The organism is Acinetobacter sp. YH01008, assembly GCF_013420435.1.
Lineage (GTDB): Bacteria > Pseudomonadota > Gammaproteobacteria > Pseudomonadales > Moraxellaceae > Acinetobacter > Acinetobacter pseudolwoffii.
Genome location: NZ_VOYD01000024.1, coordinates 1 through 14,873, shown reverse-complemented (window position 1 = coordinate 14,873; position 14,873 = coordinate 1). Strand labels below are relative to the sequence as shown.

Below are 14,873 nucleotides of genomic sequence, written 5' to 3'. Positions count from 1 at the left end.
AAAAGTTCAAAAAACGAGATTGAATAGTATTCAAGACGGATCTTTCTGTTTGATCGGGGTCACCAGGTTATCGTCCATTTCGTCTTCATCCCAATTTTCCTCTCTGTCTTGAGAAAGTTTCCTAAACAGGGCTGCCAGATTCACATTACCAATCACCACCAGTTCAGCTTCGCGAAGCACTGCATGATTCACATGAACTTTTCCTAGAGTGTCAATAATCGAACGGTTTTTGCCTAACCAGCGGTTCAAGTCCAGATACAGCAAGTCATCAATGACTTTAATAACGCCAAGTTTTTCCAGAATCATGCCCAATGGATCTTTGTTCAAGATGCGTTGATAGAAGAACAGGGCAAAACGCACCCCAAGCTTATACAACAGATTTGGATATTTGGCGTCAATAAGCTGTGTATCACTGATTTGCTCGAATACAATCAGCTGGGTGGTCTTATTCAGTTCCATCTGAACCAGCTTCAAGTCTACCGACAAAGTGATATTCAAGCCTTTATAGTCTAGTGTCGCGTAGAGACGCAGCCAGTCTTCATGCAGGTCTGCGTGTAAGTCTTTCAGTGCATCGACATTGTCAGTGACAAAGCGTTGAAAAGTTGCATTTAAGAAGACTTGCGATAAAGGGAATTCACGCTCATCCTCAATAAATCCTTCCGCCCTCTGATACACTTGGCGGATTCGGTTGGAAATATTGGAAATTAGCGTTTGCATATTGAAGCATCCTAGCAACTTTATTTTTGACTCGAAGTGTATCTTGTCGAATTGTATGAAAAATACAAGTATTCAAGCTTGAATTTTAGCAAAATAAATAGCACCATTTTTATAGTTTTAGTTATGTAACGTTGAAGATTTGATGGATTTGGCATTTTTAAAATAGAAATGCCCAATTTGTTTATTTTTAATCTTTAAAATACTTTTTTGGGGAACTGAACTCAGGACTGAGTTTGGGTAATGTGATAAGCAATGATATTAATGCCTCTGGTCAGAACCTGGTGGAAAGATCCTGTGTTTAGCAGTGCCGTGCTCACCGCAGGCATTCTGCATTTGATCGTATTGACACTGGAATTTGGTATGCCGCAAGATCGGGAGACCAGCACCAAAGAAATTGCAGTCAGCTTGCGACAAACAGATGAAAAAATTGAACACGCTGATTTTCTGGCCCAGACAGACCAGCAAGGGTCTGGCAAGTTTCGAGAAGCGCATCGGATGTCGAGTGATATGCCATCTCCTTTGTTAGAGCAGAAGGCAGGGGAAGAACAACAAGAAAGTCCGGATCTGCTGCAACAGAAACAGGAACTCAGTTTTGAAGAAAAAGTGCTGATGACCACCTTGAGCTGGCAAAAACAGGCAGAAGAAAATCAGCGTAAAAAAATGCAGGAGCAGTTACAAAGCCAGTTTCAGGCCAAAGCAGCCATGGTGGTCAGTCTGGAAGCGCAATATTTACAGCGTCAGCAAAATTTTAGTCGTCAGCAAAAAATTAAAACTGTGGATGGTATTCAATCCAAGCAGGATGTCTCCGCAGCCTATCTGGAAAAGTTCCGTCAGAAAGTAGAGTTTTATGGCAATCAGTATTATCCGGAAGCTGCCAAGCAGCAGAATCTGGCAGGTGAAGTTCGTCTGATGGTGATCCTGAATCAGAATGGAGGGATTCGTGCCATCCGATTAATTGACAGTTCAGGACATGCCATGCTGGATGAGGCTGCGAAATCTTCTGTACGTAAAGCGGCGCCATTTGGTGCGTTTGATGCCAAAATGAAGGAAATTTCTGAATTGCGGATTATCCGAACCTGGCGTTTTGATCCGGCTGAAGCAGAGTTTGAAGTACGTTAATTCATTCTAGTTCTCTCTCCCTTTGGGAGAGAGTTAGAGAGGGGTTTTAACAGGTATTAGAACCTCTCCCTTGCGAACTCAGAATATATTCTGAGGATTCTCATCTCCTAGAGGAAGAGCGAATATAAAGCATTAAAAAAGCGAGCCTCAGCTCGCTTCCTTCATTTTCTTTTAAATCTTAATCTCGTTCCAGATAAGGATTTTCAAAACCCAGCTTGGCCAGAATTTCAATTTCGATGCCTTCCATTTCTTCCGCATCTTCATCTGATGTTTCATGATCATAACCCATTAAATGCAAGGTGCCATGCACCAGCATATGGGTGAAATGCGTCAACGGCGCTTTTTGCTGCTCAAGCGCTTCAGCAAGTACCACAGGAATACAGATCACCAGATCGCCAATGGGAAAGGCATCCAGAAATTGCGCCATTTCATCTGGAAGATCGCTCGGAAAAGACAGGACATTGGTCGATTTGTCTTTGCCGCGATATTCCAGATTCAGTTTATGACTTTCATCATGATCGACACAGGCAATTCCGATTTCGCAATTACTTTGCGTACCGATATGACCTAAAGTGGTTTCGACTACTTTTTTAATAGAGGCACGTTTTAGTACCAGTTCAGGTGACTGAAAATCCTGCTGTAAGGAAAGACTAAGTTTCAACACAAATCCTTAAATTGAAAGCTTAATGCTGTGCATCTGCGGCAGCATTATTTTCAGCGATCAAGGCGTCCTGACGTGCTTTACGTTCGGCACGTGCTTCTGCACTTAAACGCTGCTGATCACTGTCCCAGCCTTCATAGGCTTCAACAATTTTCTGTACCAGTTGATGACGAACCACATCACGCGAATGAAAACGGGTGATATGAATTTCAGGGATTTTATCAATCACACGCAGGGCATGTGAAAGACCAGACTGTTGGCCGCGCGGTAAATCCACCTGCGTCACGTCACCAGTAATGACCGCGCGTGAACCAAAACCTAAACGGGTCAGGAACATTTTCATCTGTTCTGGGGTGGTGTTCTGTGCCTCATCCAGAATGACGAAAGAATGATTCAAGGTACGGCCACGCATATAAGCGAGTGGCGCCACCTCAATCACTTGACGTTCAATCAGCTTGGCCACTTTTTCAAAGCCGAGCATTTCATACAAAGCATCATACAATGGACGCAAATAAGGATCGATTTTCTGGCTTAAATCCCCTGGCAAGAAACCCAGTTTTTCACCGGCTTCGACCGCAGGACGCACCAGTAAAATGCGCTGGATTTCATTGCGTTCCAGCATGTCCACAGCAGCAGCGACAGCCAGATAGGTTTTACCGGTTCCGGCAGGACCTATACCAAAAGAAATATCACTTTGCAGAATACGCTGTACATAACGTTTCTGGTTGGCACCACGCGGATTGATCCGGCCTTTACGGGTTTGTAACCAGACATTGTCCAGGCCGGTATGTTCTTGGTCTTCTAGATCTTGCTGGAGTTCACGGTCAGTCTGACTGCCCTGAATCATTAGGTGCAGGGTATCTGCGCTGATCTGCTGGCTCTGTTCAGATTCTTCGTGTAGACGTTGCAAGAGCATTTCGGCTCTTTCAACGGCATCGATTCCACCATCCACAATAAAACTCTCTCCGCGATGGGAGATTTTGACATCTAAACGTTGTTCAATTTGCTTCAAATGACCGTTATAAGCACCTAACATCGCTTGGATACGGTCCATTGAAATCCCAGGAAAAGCTACTGTACGTCGAATCGCTGCAGTCAAAGAGTATTCCTTATGAAGTGTACGTTATATGCTCTACATTACGCCACGTCAGGCTCAAGATTCAAGAGTTCACCATAAACTAAATTCAAAGTTTTAATTTCGGTCACTTCGATCTCGGCAAAGCGACCTACCCAGGCAGGATCACCAATAAAGTTGACATAACGGGTGTTGTCCGCCGTACCCACCAGAATATTCGGATCTTTATCAGAGACTTTCTCGATCAGTACCCGCTGGATGCTACCGAGCATGGCATCCGTTTTGTCAATACTCGAGCGTTTAATCCATTGCTGAACTTTGGCCAGACGTTCTTTTTTGACATCTTCCGGAATGGTATCTTCCAGTTCTGCCGCAGGCGTACCCGGACGTTTTGAATAGATAAAACTATAAGAATGATCGAAATCCAGATCCTGAATAAACTGATAGGTCTCTGCAAAGTTCTCATCGGTTTCACCCGGGAAGCCAATGATAAAGTCTGAAGATAAATGCATATCGGGACGAACTGAGCGTAACTTTTTAATCTTCTCGATATAGACATCGATGGTATGGTTACGTTTCATGGCCTGAAGCACATCATTCGAGCCACTTTGTACCGGCAAATGCAGATGCGAAACCATTTGTGGCAGGTCACGATAACACTGGATCAGGTCATCATTAAATTCGAGTGGATGCGAAGTGGTATAACGAATCCGGCCAATGCCCGGAATATCCGCGACTAAACGCAACAGATCGGCAAAAGTACAGATATTGCCTTCAAAGGTTTCACCACGATAGCCATTGACGTTTTGACCCAGCAGGGAAATTTCACGCACGCCTTTTTCTGCCAGACCCGCAATTTCAGCCAATACATCATCCAGTGGGCGAGACACTTCTTCACCACGGGTATAAGGCACCACGCAGAACGAACAATATTTTGAACAGCCTTCCATGATCGAAACAAAGGCTTTATAGCCCTCAACACGCGGTTCAGGCAGAAAGTCGAATTTTTCGATATCCGGGAAGGAGATATCTACCAGTTTGATTTTTTCTTTTTTCGGTTTTTCGATCTGGTCAAAATGCTGATCCAGCATTTGTGGCAAGCGGTGCAGGGTTTGCGGGCCAAAAATCATGTCGACATAATTGGCACGTTTCTGGATGTTGTCGCCTTCCTGAGACGCCACACAGCCGCCAACCCCGATAATCAGATCCGGATTCTTGTCTTTCAGTTTGCGCCAGCGACCCAGCTCGGAAAACACTTTTTCTTGGGCTTTTTCACGGATCGAGCAGGTATTCATCAGCAGAATATCGGCATCTTTAGGATCGTTGGTCAGCACATAGCCATGAGAATCGCCTAACAGGTCTGCCATACGGTGACTGTCGTACTCATTCATCTGACACCCTTGCGTTTCGATATACAGTTTTTTTACTGCAATCTCATGGACAGGGGTGTGCGCTGGCTGGGTAACAGTGTTTTCTGAGGCAGCTGGGGCACCATTCGGAATGAAGGTTTGAACCGTCATGTAGGCTCCTACAAGGTAATACGTTGAAAGAGTGAACGAACAGCCTGATTGACGCATCAAACAGGTGAATAACAATTCAATTCACGGACTGAAATATGGGAAGGCGCATATTTTAGCAGGAAAGTCGCTTAAACTTATAGCTTAAATTAAACGTGGAAAAATATTGATTTATGGGTAAAAATTGTCTGTAGATTAATATTGCTTAATCATAAGGTTACATAACTGAACAATACAGTTGCTTATAATATTTCAACAAAGCTCTTATGATAAGCAACATAGGCTAGGCACAGAATCGATGAGAGAAGGCAAAGGGATGTTGAAACACACTGAAAATATGTATAAATATTATAAATTAATTACGTTAAGTGTGGCGTGTATCGGTTCAGCAAGTACATATGCAGCTGAAGAGCAATTTAACGATGCCTTACGTGCGGCCAATTCAGGTAATACTGAATTATTACAACAATATCGCCTGTCCATGCAGAATGATGCTTTAGGCTATTATCCGGAATACTGGATTTTAAACCAGAATCTTGCCTTGCAACCTGCCAGCCAAATTGTCAGTTTTGCTCAGCGCTACCCGCAATCTGCGATGGCTGAAAAGCTGGCAGCGGACTATGTCGAAGAAAAAGTCAAAATGGCAGATTTCACCACGGCTCAACCGGTATTGCCTTATGTGACCAATGCTGATCCAGCTGAAGCCTGTGCCGTAGCACAAGTTCGTGCCAAAGCCGGTGATGAGCTGGTTTATGCCGAGTTTAAAGAGGTCTGGCTAACCACCAATAGCCAACCGGATTCTTGTACTGGACTTGGTCGAATGATGCTTTCTAGCCCTTTAATGACGGCAGAAGACCGCCAACAGCGACTTTGGGTACAATTGCGTGCCGGTCAGTCAGGTCAGGCTATTGCCACTGCGCAAGGAATCGGTCTGAATCTGTCTTTAGCACAACTCAATTCGATTCAGGCCAATCCAACCAATTATTTATGGTCTGCACCGAAAAACAGTGCGGCAGAACATGCTTATCTGATTTATGCACTGGGACGTCTGGCAGATAGTGATCTGGACTCGGCGTTATCCATTGTGAAACGGACTGCTGAAGGCACACCGGTACAAGTACAACGTGCCTTATACCGAGCTGTGGGGTATGTCGGTGGAACCACCGTCATGAAGAACAACTTTAACCGGGAAGTGTTAAATGCCTTTGATGTCAGTTATGGTCTGCCATTTAGTCCGGAAGAAGCTGAGATTTATGCGCGTCAGGCCATCCGTTTTAGTGCGTGGGAAAGCCTAATCCGTGCGATTGATGCCATGAGCGTCAATCAGAAACAGGAAGATCGCTGGCAATATTGGCTGGCCCGTGCCAGTGAGCAGCGTGCAGATCGTAGTTCAAAGAAAACTGCAGAGAGTATTTATCGTACATTGGCCGCCGGGGATGATTATCACAATCTTCTGGCACGCGACAAGTTGGGACAGCTGACTGCGAGCACACCCAATCCAATTCAGCCATCGAATCAGGCCATGCAACGTTTGAATCAGGATATTCATTTCCGTCGTGCGTTCACGCTACGTAATATCAGTGCACCGAATAACTACATTAACCGTGAATGGAACTGGGCAGTGCGTCAGGCCTATCTGAAAAAAGATGATGAGCTGTTGCTGGCCGCAGCAAAGCGTGCCATGGACATGGGTTGGCATGATCGGGCCATTTATGCAGCTGACCGCACCGTGAACAAACATAACTACAATTATCGTTATCCAATGCCGCACCAGAACTACGTGGTCAGTCATAGCCGCAATGCCGGGATCGATCCGGCTTGGGCTTATGGCTTGATGCGTCAGGAAAGCCGTTTCAATACCGTGGCACGTTCACATGTGGGTGCCGGTGGCCTGATGCAAATCATGCCAGATACCGCCAAGCTGGTGGCACGTCAAATGGGTGAGACTTATAATCCGGCAGCTTTGACCGATATGAATACCAATATTCGTTACGGCACCTTTTATTTATCGACCATTCAGCGTCAGCTCAGCAACAGCCCAGTCTTGGCAACCGCAGGCTATAATGCCGGACCAAACCGTGCCCGCCGTTGGCAGCCGGAATTTCAGGGCATGGCAGCAGATCAATATACTGAAAGTATTCCTTTACTTGAAACTCGGGATTATGTGAAACATGTCATGACCAATGCCACACATTACGGTCTCTTGTTGGGACAGGGTGCACAGTCCGTGGGTAAGCGTATGCAACTGATACCATTACGTAATACACAATAAAATTAAAATTATTGGGGATGGTGATTTATTCATGAAAATAATGAAGGATCGTCGAGTTTGGGGGAAATGGGCAGCGCTTGTATTCTTGGGCAGCAGTCCGGCAGCATTCGCCATGCCGACAGACTATGTTATGGATGTAGAAATGGTGCCGGCTTTGTGTAGCCTGTACCCTGAATATGCAAAGAAACGAAAATGTCTAGAAGGTTATTCCTTGAATATTTCCGGCTTATATCCTCAGGCTACGTCAGAAAACTGTACAACCAATAGCTCTGCAAAACTTTCACCGCTTCAGTCCAAGGTGGTGGCCAGAATCATGCCGGATGAAAATACCCGGACCATTTTGTGGCGCAACATCGGCGGTTGCGTTCCGATGAATGCCAGCCAATATTTCCGGACGATTATCAATTATGCAGACCGGCTTAAAGTGCCGGCAGAGCTGACTGAACAGGAAAATATCACCATGTCAGTCGATGCGCTGCGTGTGAAATTTGTGAGAATTAATCCGCAATTACCCGCCAATGCTTTGAGATTTAATTGCCAGCTTACTCAAGCTAGCAGCGTGTTGACCTCGATCAAAGTCTGTTATCACAAAAATGGCAATTATAAATCCTGTCCTGCCAACATTATTAATACATGCCCAAAAACTGTCACAATAAAAGGAACATACTGAGCTTTTTTGCCGGTTTAATTTATATTTCCTATCAGACTTTAGATGAAATCCGTCCTCTTTTATATGCATCCGGCAAAGGATTGGAGTACAATCTTTCGCGTTTACGATTATTAGATTAAATACTAACTATTTAATCGCGTTGAATATCCTCAATTGGAGATAATTAGATGAAGCAAGCAGTTCGTGTTGCCGTTACTGGCGCTGCAGGTCAAATTGGTTACAGCCTATTATTCCGTATCGCAAGCGGCGAAATGCTAGGTAAAGATCAACCAGTGATTTTGCAATTGCTCGAAGTTCCTTTTGAGAAAGCTCAGCAAGCGCTAAAAGGCGTAATGATGGAGCTTCAAGATTGTGCATTCCCGCTACTAGAAGACATGATCGGTACTGATGATCCTAAAGTTGCATTCAAAGATGCTGACTACGCGTTATTAGTTGGTTCACGTCCACGTGGTCCAGGTATGGAACGTGCTGATCTGCTTAAAGTGAACGGCGAAATCTTTATCGGTCAAGGCCAGGCACTTAACGAAGTTGCGAGCCGTGACGTTAAAGTTCTTGTTGTAGGTAACCCTGCGAACACGAATGCTTACATCGCAATGAAATCTGCTCCAGATCTTCCAGCGAAAAACTTCACTGCAATGTTACGTCTTGACCACAACCGTGCTGCATCTCAAATTGCTGCTAAAACCGGTAAAGCGGTTAAAGACATCAAAAATCTTACAGTTTGGGGCAACCACTCTCCAACCATGTATGCTGACTACCGTTTTGCAACAATTAACGGTGAAAGCGTTAAAGACATGATCAACGACCAAGAATGGAATGCAAATACATTCCTTCCGACTGTTGGTAAACGTGGTGCTGCGATCATCGAAGCACGTGGTTTGTCTTCTGCTGCTTCTGCTGCTAATGCTGCAATCGACCATATGCGCGATTGGGCTCTTGGCACAAACGGCGAATGGGTAACAATGGGTATCCCTTCTGACGGTTCTTACGGTATCCCTGAAGGCGTTATGTTCGGTTTCCCTGTAACGACTGAGAACGGTGAATACAAAATCGTTCAAGGTTTAGAAATCGACGAGTTCAGCCGTGAGCGTATCAATGTTACATTGAACGAACTTGAAGAAGAGCGCGCAGCGATTGCTGACATGCTTAAATAATTTGATCGTTTAGATTAAGTTGAAAGAGCACTCCATTCGGGGTGCTTTTTTTATCTCTCTATTTTTTTGATGAACAAAAAATAACATGCTGTGATGCAGCAGCAACTGAATCTTGCTTAGGCTTGGACTAAGCTAAAAAACATAAATAATCCAATAAAAGGCGAGGTGAAGAAGATGTTTGATCAACACCCAACGTTAGAAATGTTTTTTCAGCAACTTGGATTGGACTCGAGTCCCGAGGCGATTGATGAGTTTATCAAGACCCATCAAATTGGCATGGACGTGCCTTTGCACAAGGCGCCGTTCTGGTCGAAATCCCAGCATGATTTCCTGATTGGTCAGTGGAAAAAAGATGATGAATGGGCAATTTTAGTTGATGTCCTGAATGAACAATTACATAGCGAAGCCCAAGGTTCTGGGTCATGTGATTTATAAATGAGTATTTAAGGATTTATGCCAGTTCTTATTTTAGGGATGGTAAAGGTCTTATTTTTAGTTTAGAGCATATAACAGGAGCAAGTGGATCATGTTCGAACAACAGCCAACTTTAGAATTATTATTTGAACAATTGGGTTTGCCTTCTGATGAAGCCGCAATTAATGAATTCACCCATACCCATCAGTTGCCATCTGAAGTCGCTTTACCGGATGCTGAATTCTGGAGTGAGGGCCAAAGTGCATTCTTACGCGAGCACTGGCATCAAGATGATGAATGGATTGTGATTATTGATAAACTGAACCAGCTGTTACATGTCGAAAGTGACAAGCAAGGTGTTTAAATTATAGTCTACAAAAAGAAACAACAAACCTAGTCAAATGACTAGGTTTTTTTTGTCTTATCTTATAAGTTAGATCTATAAATAATTACAATTTATCTGATATAAGGAGGGCGACATGCTCATGAAGAACCAACCATCCTTAGAAATGTTATTTTCTCAACTCGGTCTGGCCAATAGCGCTGCTGCCATTGAGTTGTATATCCGGACTCATCAACTTCCAGCAGGCCTGTCCTTGCACGAGGCACCATTCTGGAATAAATCCCAGCGTTCATTATTGATTAGTCATCTGGTACAGGATGATGATTGGGCAATCTGGGTGGATGAGCTGAACCAGCAATTACACATGGATGCCTACAGACGTCAGCCTGCTTAACTGTGTTATATCTTGGTATTACTTAAAAAATGAAAGTGATGCTCAAAAGAAAACGCCTCAAATGAGGCGTTTTCTTTGACGCTGTTAAGCTTAATGCATTTTACTTTTTAATATTTTGATAAACCATTCCTGCTGACGATAATCACTAAAGGCATGATGCTGCTGCAACAATTCCAGTTCACATTCAGCCGTTTTGGTGTATTTACCTAACCAGTGACGTGTCAGGGCCGGCTCATTTTTACTGGCACTGGCATAAGCCAGAAAGAAATAAATATCGCCATGTTCATAACTGGCCATCGGCTTAAGAATTTGCTGGGTAATCAGGGCAAAATGCTGCTCTTTGGTCAGTTCAAAAAACATCATATAAGCCTTGGCCAGATGCAAGGATAAATTGATATACATGCGCAGCGGCATTTCTTCAAATTCCACCCGGCCTTGTTCAAGTAAGACAATCGCTTCTTGCAGGAAATGTCGCTGTTCCTGACGCAGCTCACTTAAAGTCACCAGCTGTAAACGAAGATCAGCACGTTCAAGCGTTAATTCTGGCGTATTGCCTTTTAAGTACAATTGGTCAGTTTCACCCAGTCGCTCAATAATCTGCTTGGTTGTTAATCGCATCAACGCAATCCTCATTTCTCAATAATGGCTATATGAGGTTAAAAAAATAAATTTAAAGCATGAGCGAGCATTAGATTAAGGCTGTATCGCTTCTTAACCAGGCCGTAATGGATAGACGTTGCTGTTTGGAAATTAAAACTTCATGTAACAAATCACTCTGGAACAGTACAATCCGGTTCGGCTGTGGCTGAATAATATGCCACTGGCCATTTTTATCTTGCAGACGCAATTCACCCCCCCAATCTGCCTGCCATTGTTCATGCAGATAATACACACTGGAAATCATTCGGCCATTTTTAGCTTGAGGATTGTCACGATGCAGCGCATAAAACTCGCCAGCGTGATAGCAGGCAAAATGTGCTTCGATTTCTTTAATGCCTAAATAAAAAGCACGGTTTAAAGCTTGAGAAAACTGTTGCAGGGTTTGGGTGTGTAGGTGGGAAATTTGAAATTCAGGTCGTAACCAAAGAATATGATCACTACGGATGTTGCTGACGACGCCATTTTGAATGGCTGCATTACGAAATTCGTTTAAGTGGCTTAAGCATTCCTGACTTACCGCATGTTGATATTCGCTAGAATAAGCATCGTCAACAATACTAAAGCCATGTTGATCTAAATCATCTAAGATTTGATCAACATTCCAATCCCCTGGGATGATAACAGCTTCCATTTTTTTCAATTCTCGATAGTGTGGCAAAACAGGTTCGCTATTTTAGTGTAAGAATCGTGCCTGAACGAAACTATTTTTCATGTTAAAATAGCTGTTGATATTAGGAATTAATGAAACATGAATTACCGTCACTCTTACCACGCAGGCAACTTTGCCGATGTCATGAAGCACGTTTTATTGCTTCAGTTGTTGACTCGACTGAATGCAAAAGACAAACCTTATCGCTATGTAGATACACATGGTGGTGCGGGTAAATATGATTTATCGACTGCTGAAGCGCAAAAATCAGGTGAGTTCTTAAACGGCATTCATCGTCTTGTTAAACTGGATGACTCGATCAAGCGTAATGCACCTGAAGGTGTACAACAATATTTGAAAGTTGTTGAGAAAATGCGTGAAAACTTTGGTAAGGGTGCTTATCCCGGTTCACCTTGGTTTGCACTAGAAGGCATGCGCGAGATTGATAAAGCGACCATTTTTGAAATGCAGCGTGATGTGTTTCAGCAGCTTCGTCATAATATTTTTGACAAGCGTGCCGGTTTGCATGAGCGTGATGCTTATGAAGGTCTTTTGGGGGTGATTCCGCCGAAAGAAAAACGTGGTCTGGTGATGATCGATCCACCTTATGAGCTTGAGCGTAAAGATTTTCCACAATTGGTAGAATTGCTGGTTGCCGCTTATAAGAAATGGCCGACAGGTGTATTTGCTGTTTGGTATCCAATTAAAGACCGTGCCATGATTGAACGCTTCGAGAAAAAAATGTTCAAGACCGGCATCCGCCGTCAACTGGTGTGTGAAGTCTGTGTATGGCCGGATGACACCCCAGTCGGCTTGAATGGTTGTGGTTTGCTGGTGATTAATCCGCCTTGGAAATTCTCTGAAGATGCAGATGAAGCACTACAATGGTTATTCCCACATCTTCGCATGAGTGAAAATGGTGGTCACGCTGCAGTTCGCTGGTTAGTCGGCGAATAATTTTTTCAAAGCACAGGTCATAGCTAGGATCGACAAGAATGACAAATATAAGCAAACCGGAACGCGACTCTTCAAAAGACTTGCCTTTTGATGGCATCACCTTTGAGGTGGAAGAAGAGGAACATACCCAGGAAGGGCAGAAAGTTAAGCGTCGAGGCATCTATCTATGGCCGAACCTGATTACAACCGCTGCGTTGTTAGCGGGTTTCTACTCCATTATTGCCAGTATGAATGGCAATTTCCAGCAAGCGATCTATGCAATTTTTATTGCGGCTTTGCTGGATGGTTTGGATGGGCGCGTGGCGCGTGCGATTGGTGCGCAAAGTCCGTTTGGTGAACAGTTTGATTCGCTTTCCGATATGCTGGCTTTTGGTGTGGCTCCCGCGATCTTGATGTATAGCTGGGGGTTGAGTGATTTAGGCCGGATTGGTCTGGCCGCCTGTTTTGTCTATACCGCCTGTGCTGCTTTTCGTCTGGCCCGCTTTAACGTACAGATTGGCGTGGTAGACAAGCGTTATTTTATTGGTGTGGCCAGTCCATTGGCGGCTCTCATGATTGTTTCGCTGGTCTGGGTCGGTTTAGATTTTCCTGAAATTTTTGATATTCGTGAAGCATCCATTCAGATCATTAACGCCGTTGTCATTATTGCGGTGGGCTTGTTGATGATTTCCAATATCAAATATTATTCATTCAAGACCGTAGAGCGTAAACGCGTTCCGTTTTTTGTATTACCAATTGCCGTATTTGTCTTTGCTGCGATGACTTATAATATTCCTGTCGGCATTCTGGTAATTTCTATTCTCTATGCCTTATCTGGTTTTGTGACCACCTTTATGGCAAAAAGATCGAGTAGATTATAAAAATATAAGGAGTCTGAGATGCGGTTTCTTCAAGATTTTTTAGATCGTTCGAAACAGCTGAATCAGACTCCAACTGTTTCGCATTATCCTGCCTATCATGGCCCCAACTCAAAATATAAGATTATTCATCAAGGTTTGATGATTCCTGGACTTCCGGCGCCGCTGCACTATCTAAATTTTCTCAGCATTATCGGGCAGCCGAATGCACCGATGCTGGCCAATCCCAGTGCAATTCAAACCAACGCACTGGATACCGCAACAGTGATTTGCAGCACCAGTTCGCATATGGTCGGCCAACTGCATCGTTATTCAGTACAGCAGGACTGTAACTTTGATGCTGGCTTATTTCAGTTTTTAGATCGGGAGCAACTGAGTGGGACCTTTCCTCATTTTCGTTTGCAGCGTTTTGACTCGGAACTCAGTTTCGATTTAAGCATTCATACCACTCAGCTCATTTCCCACTTTAGCCAGGTGCGGTTTTCACTTGCCGAGCACTGGTCTTTGCTGTGCTATTGCCAGGGCACATTAAAATATAAACAACAGACATATAATATTGATAGCCTCGGAAGTTTTGAATATGCACGAAGTTTCAATTTCCCTTATCTGCCTTTGGCCTTCCTGACTTATCAAATTATTAACCTGAGTGAAAACCGGCAGCTACTGTTGGCGCAAATTCGGGATGGGGTGAATAGTATTGTTCAGTCTCGGATGTATTTGCGTGATTTAAACAAGATGCAGACTCAGATGTTTGACCAAAAAGTGTATTTTAAAGTCCATCGTGTCTATCCGCGCGTCACTACGCCGAATGGGCAAAATATGTATTTGCCACGTGAATTTGAATGGTGTTACGAAGCTAAAGATGGCACCTGTATTTGGGTACAAGGGCAAAGTCGCGGTGATTTCAAATTTGGTTTGGCCGCGGGCTATGTTGGAAGTTTTAGTTATCAGGTCAAAATAAATGAAGAGAACGAAAATGGGGAAGGTGGCTACTGTGAATACATTGATTGCCGTCCTTTACGCTTTCAAGAGCAAGATAAAACCGACAAACTTTTAACTCATTTATCAAATTCTGTACCTTTAATGCTCAAAAAATAGAAAAACCTGCATTTTTTGTAGAATAAATAAACAGTCGTTAGTTTTTTGCTGAATTATTTAGAAATAGGGGTTGTGTTGGGTGTGAAATGCTGTAGAATGCACATCCATCGGCAGTGATGAAGATTAAAACTTCTGATAAAACAGTAACTTAGCACGAGGTGTTAAGCTTGGGTTTTGTTGGTTAAGTTTAAATTAATTTGAATTACGGATTGACACTTTAGAAATTCAGTGTAATATAGCCGACCTAGCTTGCTGGTGACGAATCAGCAAGAAGATCATTAAGAGATTATGAAGAACAACTTGTGTGGATTTTTAC

16 protein-coding genes are annotated in these 14,873 nt (G+C 43.6%); 10 read left to right on the top strand and 6 right to left on the bottom strand.

What is annotated here, in order from left to right:
* Positions 1-30: 30 nt before the first annotated feature.
* The gene (locus FTT75_RS12200) at positions 31-717 is read right to left on the bottom strand and encodes a hypothetical protein (protein ID WP_005094079.1); all 687 of its coding nucleotides are present in this window, start codon (positions 715-717) and stop codon (positions 31-33) included.
* A 261-nt stretch (positions 718-978) separates the two neighbouring features.
* Between FTT75_RS12200 and FTT75_RS12195 the strand changes: the two genes are divergently transcribed.
* Entirely contained in the window at positions 979-1,836 is an 858-nt protein-coding gene (locus tag FTT75_RS12195) for an energy transducer TonB (RefSeq protein WP_180186525.1), read from the top strand.
* 178 nt (positions 1,837-2,014) lie between these two features.
* Here the strand turns inward: FTT75_RS12195 and ybeY are convergent, their stop codons facing one another.
* The 3 genes from ybeY to miaB are packed head-to-tail and all read right to left on the bottom strand — an operon-like array spanning position 2,015 to position 5,092.
* Complete coding sequence (ybeY, locus tag FTT75_RS12190; RefSeq protein WP_005094076.1) at positions 2,015-2,497, bottom strand: rRNA maturation RNase YbeY; 483 nt, start codon at positions 2,495-2,497, stop codon at positions 2,015-2,017.
* A gap of 22 nt (positions 2,498-2,519) precedes the next feature.
* The gene (locus FTT75_RS12185; RefSeq protein ID WP_005094064.1) at positions 2,520-3,596 is read right to left on the bottom strand and encodes a PhoH family protein; all 1,077 of its coding nucleotides are present in this window, start codon (positions 3,594-3,596) and stop codon (positions 2,520-2,522) included.
* A gap of 38 nt (positions 3,597-3,634) precedes the next feature.
* Complete coding sequence (gene miaB, locus FTT75_RS12180; protein ID WP_159138917.1) at positions 3,635-5,092, bottom strand: tRNA (N6-isopentenyl adenosine(37)-C2)-methylthiotransferase MiaB; 1,458 nt, start codon at positions 5,090-5,092, stop codon at positions 3,635-3,637.
* 334 nt (positions 5,093-5,426) lie between these two features.
* Between miaB and FTT75_RS12175 the strand changes: the two genes are divergently transcribed.
* The 6 genes from FTT75_RS12175 (at position 5,427) to FTT75_RS12150 (ending at position 10,336) form a co-directional block, all read left to right on the top strand.
* The gene (locus FTT75_RS12175) at positions 5,427-7,361 is read left to right on the top strand and encodes a lytic transglycosylase domain-containing protein (protein WP_180186523.1); all 1,935 of its coding nucleotides are present in this window, start codon (positions 5,427-5,429) and stop codon (positions 7,359-7,361) included.
* Positions 7,362-7,392: 31 nt separating this feature from the next.
* A complete protein-coding gene (locus FTT75_RS12170; RefSeq protein WP_074383563.1) occupies positions 7,393-8,031 on the top strand; it encodes a ribonuclease I in 639 nt (212 codons plus the stop codon).
* 167 nt (positions 8,032-8,198) lie between these two features.
* Positions 8,199-9,185, top strand: a complete 987-nt coding sequence (locus tag FTT75_RS12165) for a malate dehydrogenase (RefSeq protein ID WP_004281429.1) — start codon at positions 8,199-8,201, stop codon at positions 9,183-9,185.
* Positions 9,186-9,359: 174 nt separating this feature from the next.
* Positions 9,360-9,620, top strand: coding sequence for a DUF2789 family protein (locus FTT75_RS12160; protein ID WP_005094053.1), 261 nt, complete (start codon positions 9,360-9,362; stop codon positions 9,618-9,620).
* Positions 9,621-9,708: 88 nt separating this feature from the next.
* Complete coding sequence (locus FTT75_RS12155; RefSeq protein ID WP_034608346.1) at positions 9,709-9,963, top strand: DUF2789 family protein; 255 nt, start codon at positions 9,709-9,711, stop codon at positions 9,961-9,963.
* 115 nt (positions 9,964-10,078) lie between these two features.
* Positions 10,079-10,336: a DUF2789 family protein gene (locus FTT75_RS12150; protein WP_005094049.1), complete on the top strand. Its 258-nt coding sequence runs from the start codon at positions 10,079-10,081 to the stop codon at positions 10,334-10,336.
* A gap of 90 nt (positions 10,337-10,426) precedes the next feature.
* On the opposite strand, the gene FTT75_RS12145 is transcribed toward FTT75_RS12150, so the two are convergent.
* A complete protein-coding gene (locus tag FTT75_RS12145; protein ID WP_005094048.1) occupies positions 10,427-10,954 on the bottom strand; it encodes a hypothetical protein in 528 nt (175 codons plus the stop codon).
* A 70-nt stretch (positions 10,955-11,024) separates the two neighbouring features.
* Positions 11,025-11,627: a 2OG-Fe(II) oxygenase gene (locus FTT75_RS12140; RefSeq protein ID WP_100357803.1), complete on the bottom strand. Its 603-nt coding sequence runs from the start codon at positions 11,625-11,627 to the stop codon at positions 11,025-11,027.
* A 117-nt stretch (positions 11,628-11,744) separates the two neighbouring features.
* On the opposite strand from FTT75_RS12140, the gene FTT75_RS12135 reads away from it, so the two are divergent.
* Genes FTT75_RS12135 through FTT75_RS12125 form a run of 3 tightly spaced genes read left to right on the top strand, consistent with a single transcriptional unit; the run spans position 11,745 to position 14,557 of the window.
* The gene (locus FTT75_RS12135) at positions 11,745-12,602 is read left to right on the top strand and encodes a 23S rRNA (adenine(2030)-N(6))-methyltransferase RlmJ (RefSeq protein WP_005094045.1); all 858 of its coding nucleotides are present in this window, start codon (positions 11,745-11,747) and stop codon (positions 12,600-12,602) included.
* A gap of 38 nt (positions 12,603-12,640) precedes the next feature.
* Positions 12,641-13,462, top strand: a complete 822-nt coding sequence (gene pssA, locus FTT75_RS12130; RefSeq protein ID WP_005094042.1) for a CDP-diacylglycerol--serine O-phosphatidyltransferase — start codon at positions 12,641-12,643, stop codon at positions 13,460-13,462.
* 18 nt (positions 13,463-13,480) lie between these two features.
* Entirely contained in the window at positions 13,481-14,557 is a 1,077-nt protein-coding gene (locus FTT75_RS12125; RefSeq protein ID WP_100329338.1) for a DUF6670 family protein, read from the top strand.
* The last annotated feature ends 316 nt before the right edge of the window (positions 14,558-14,873 follow it).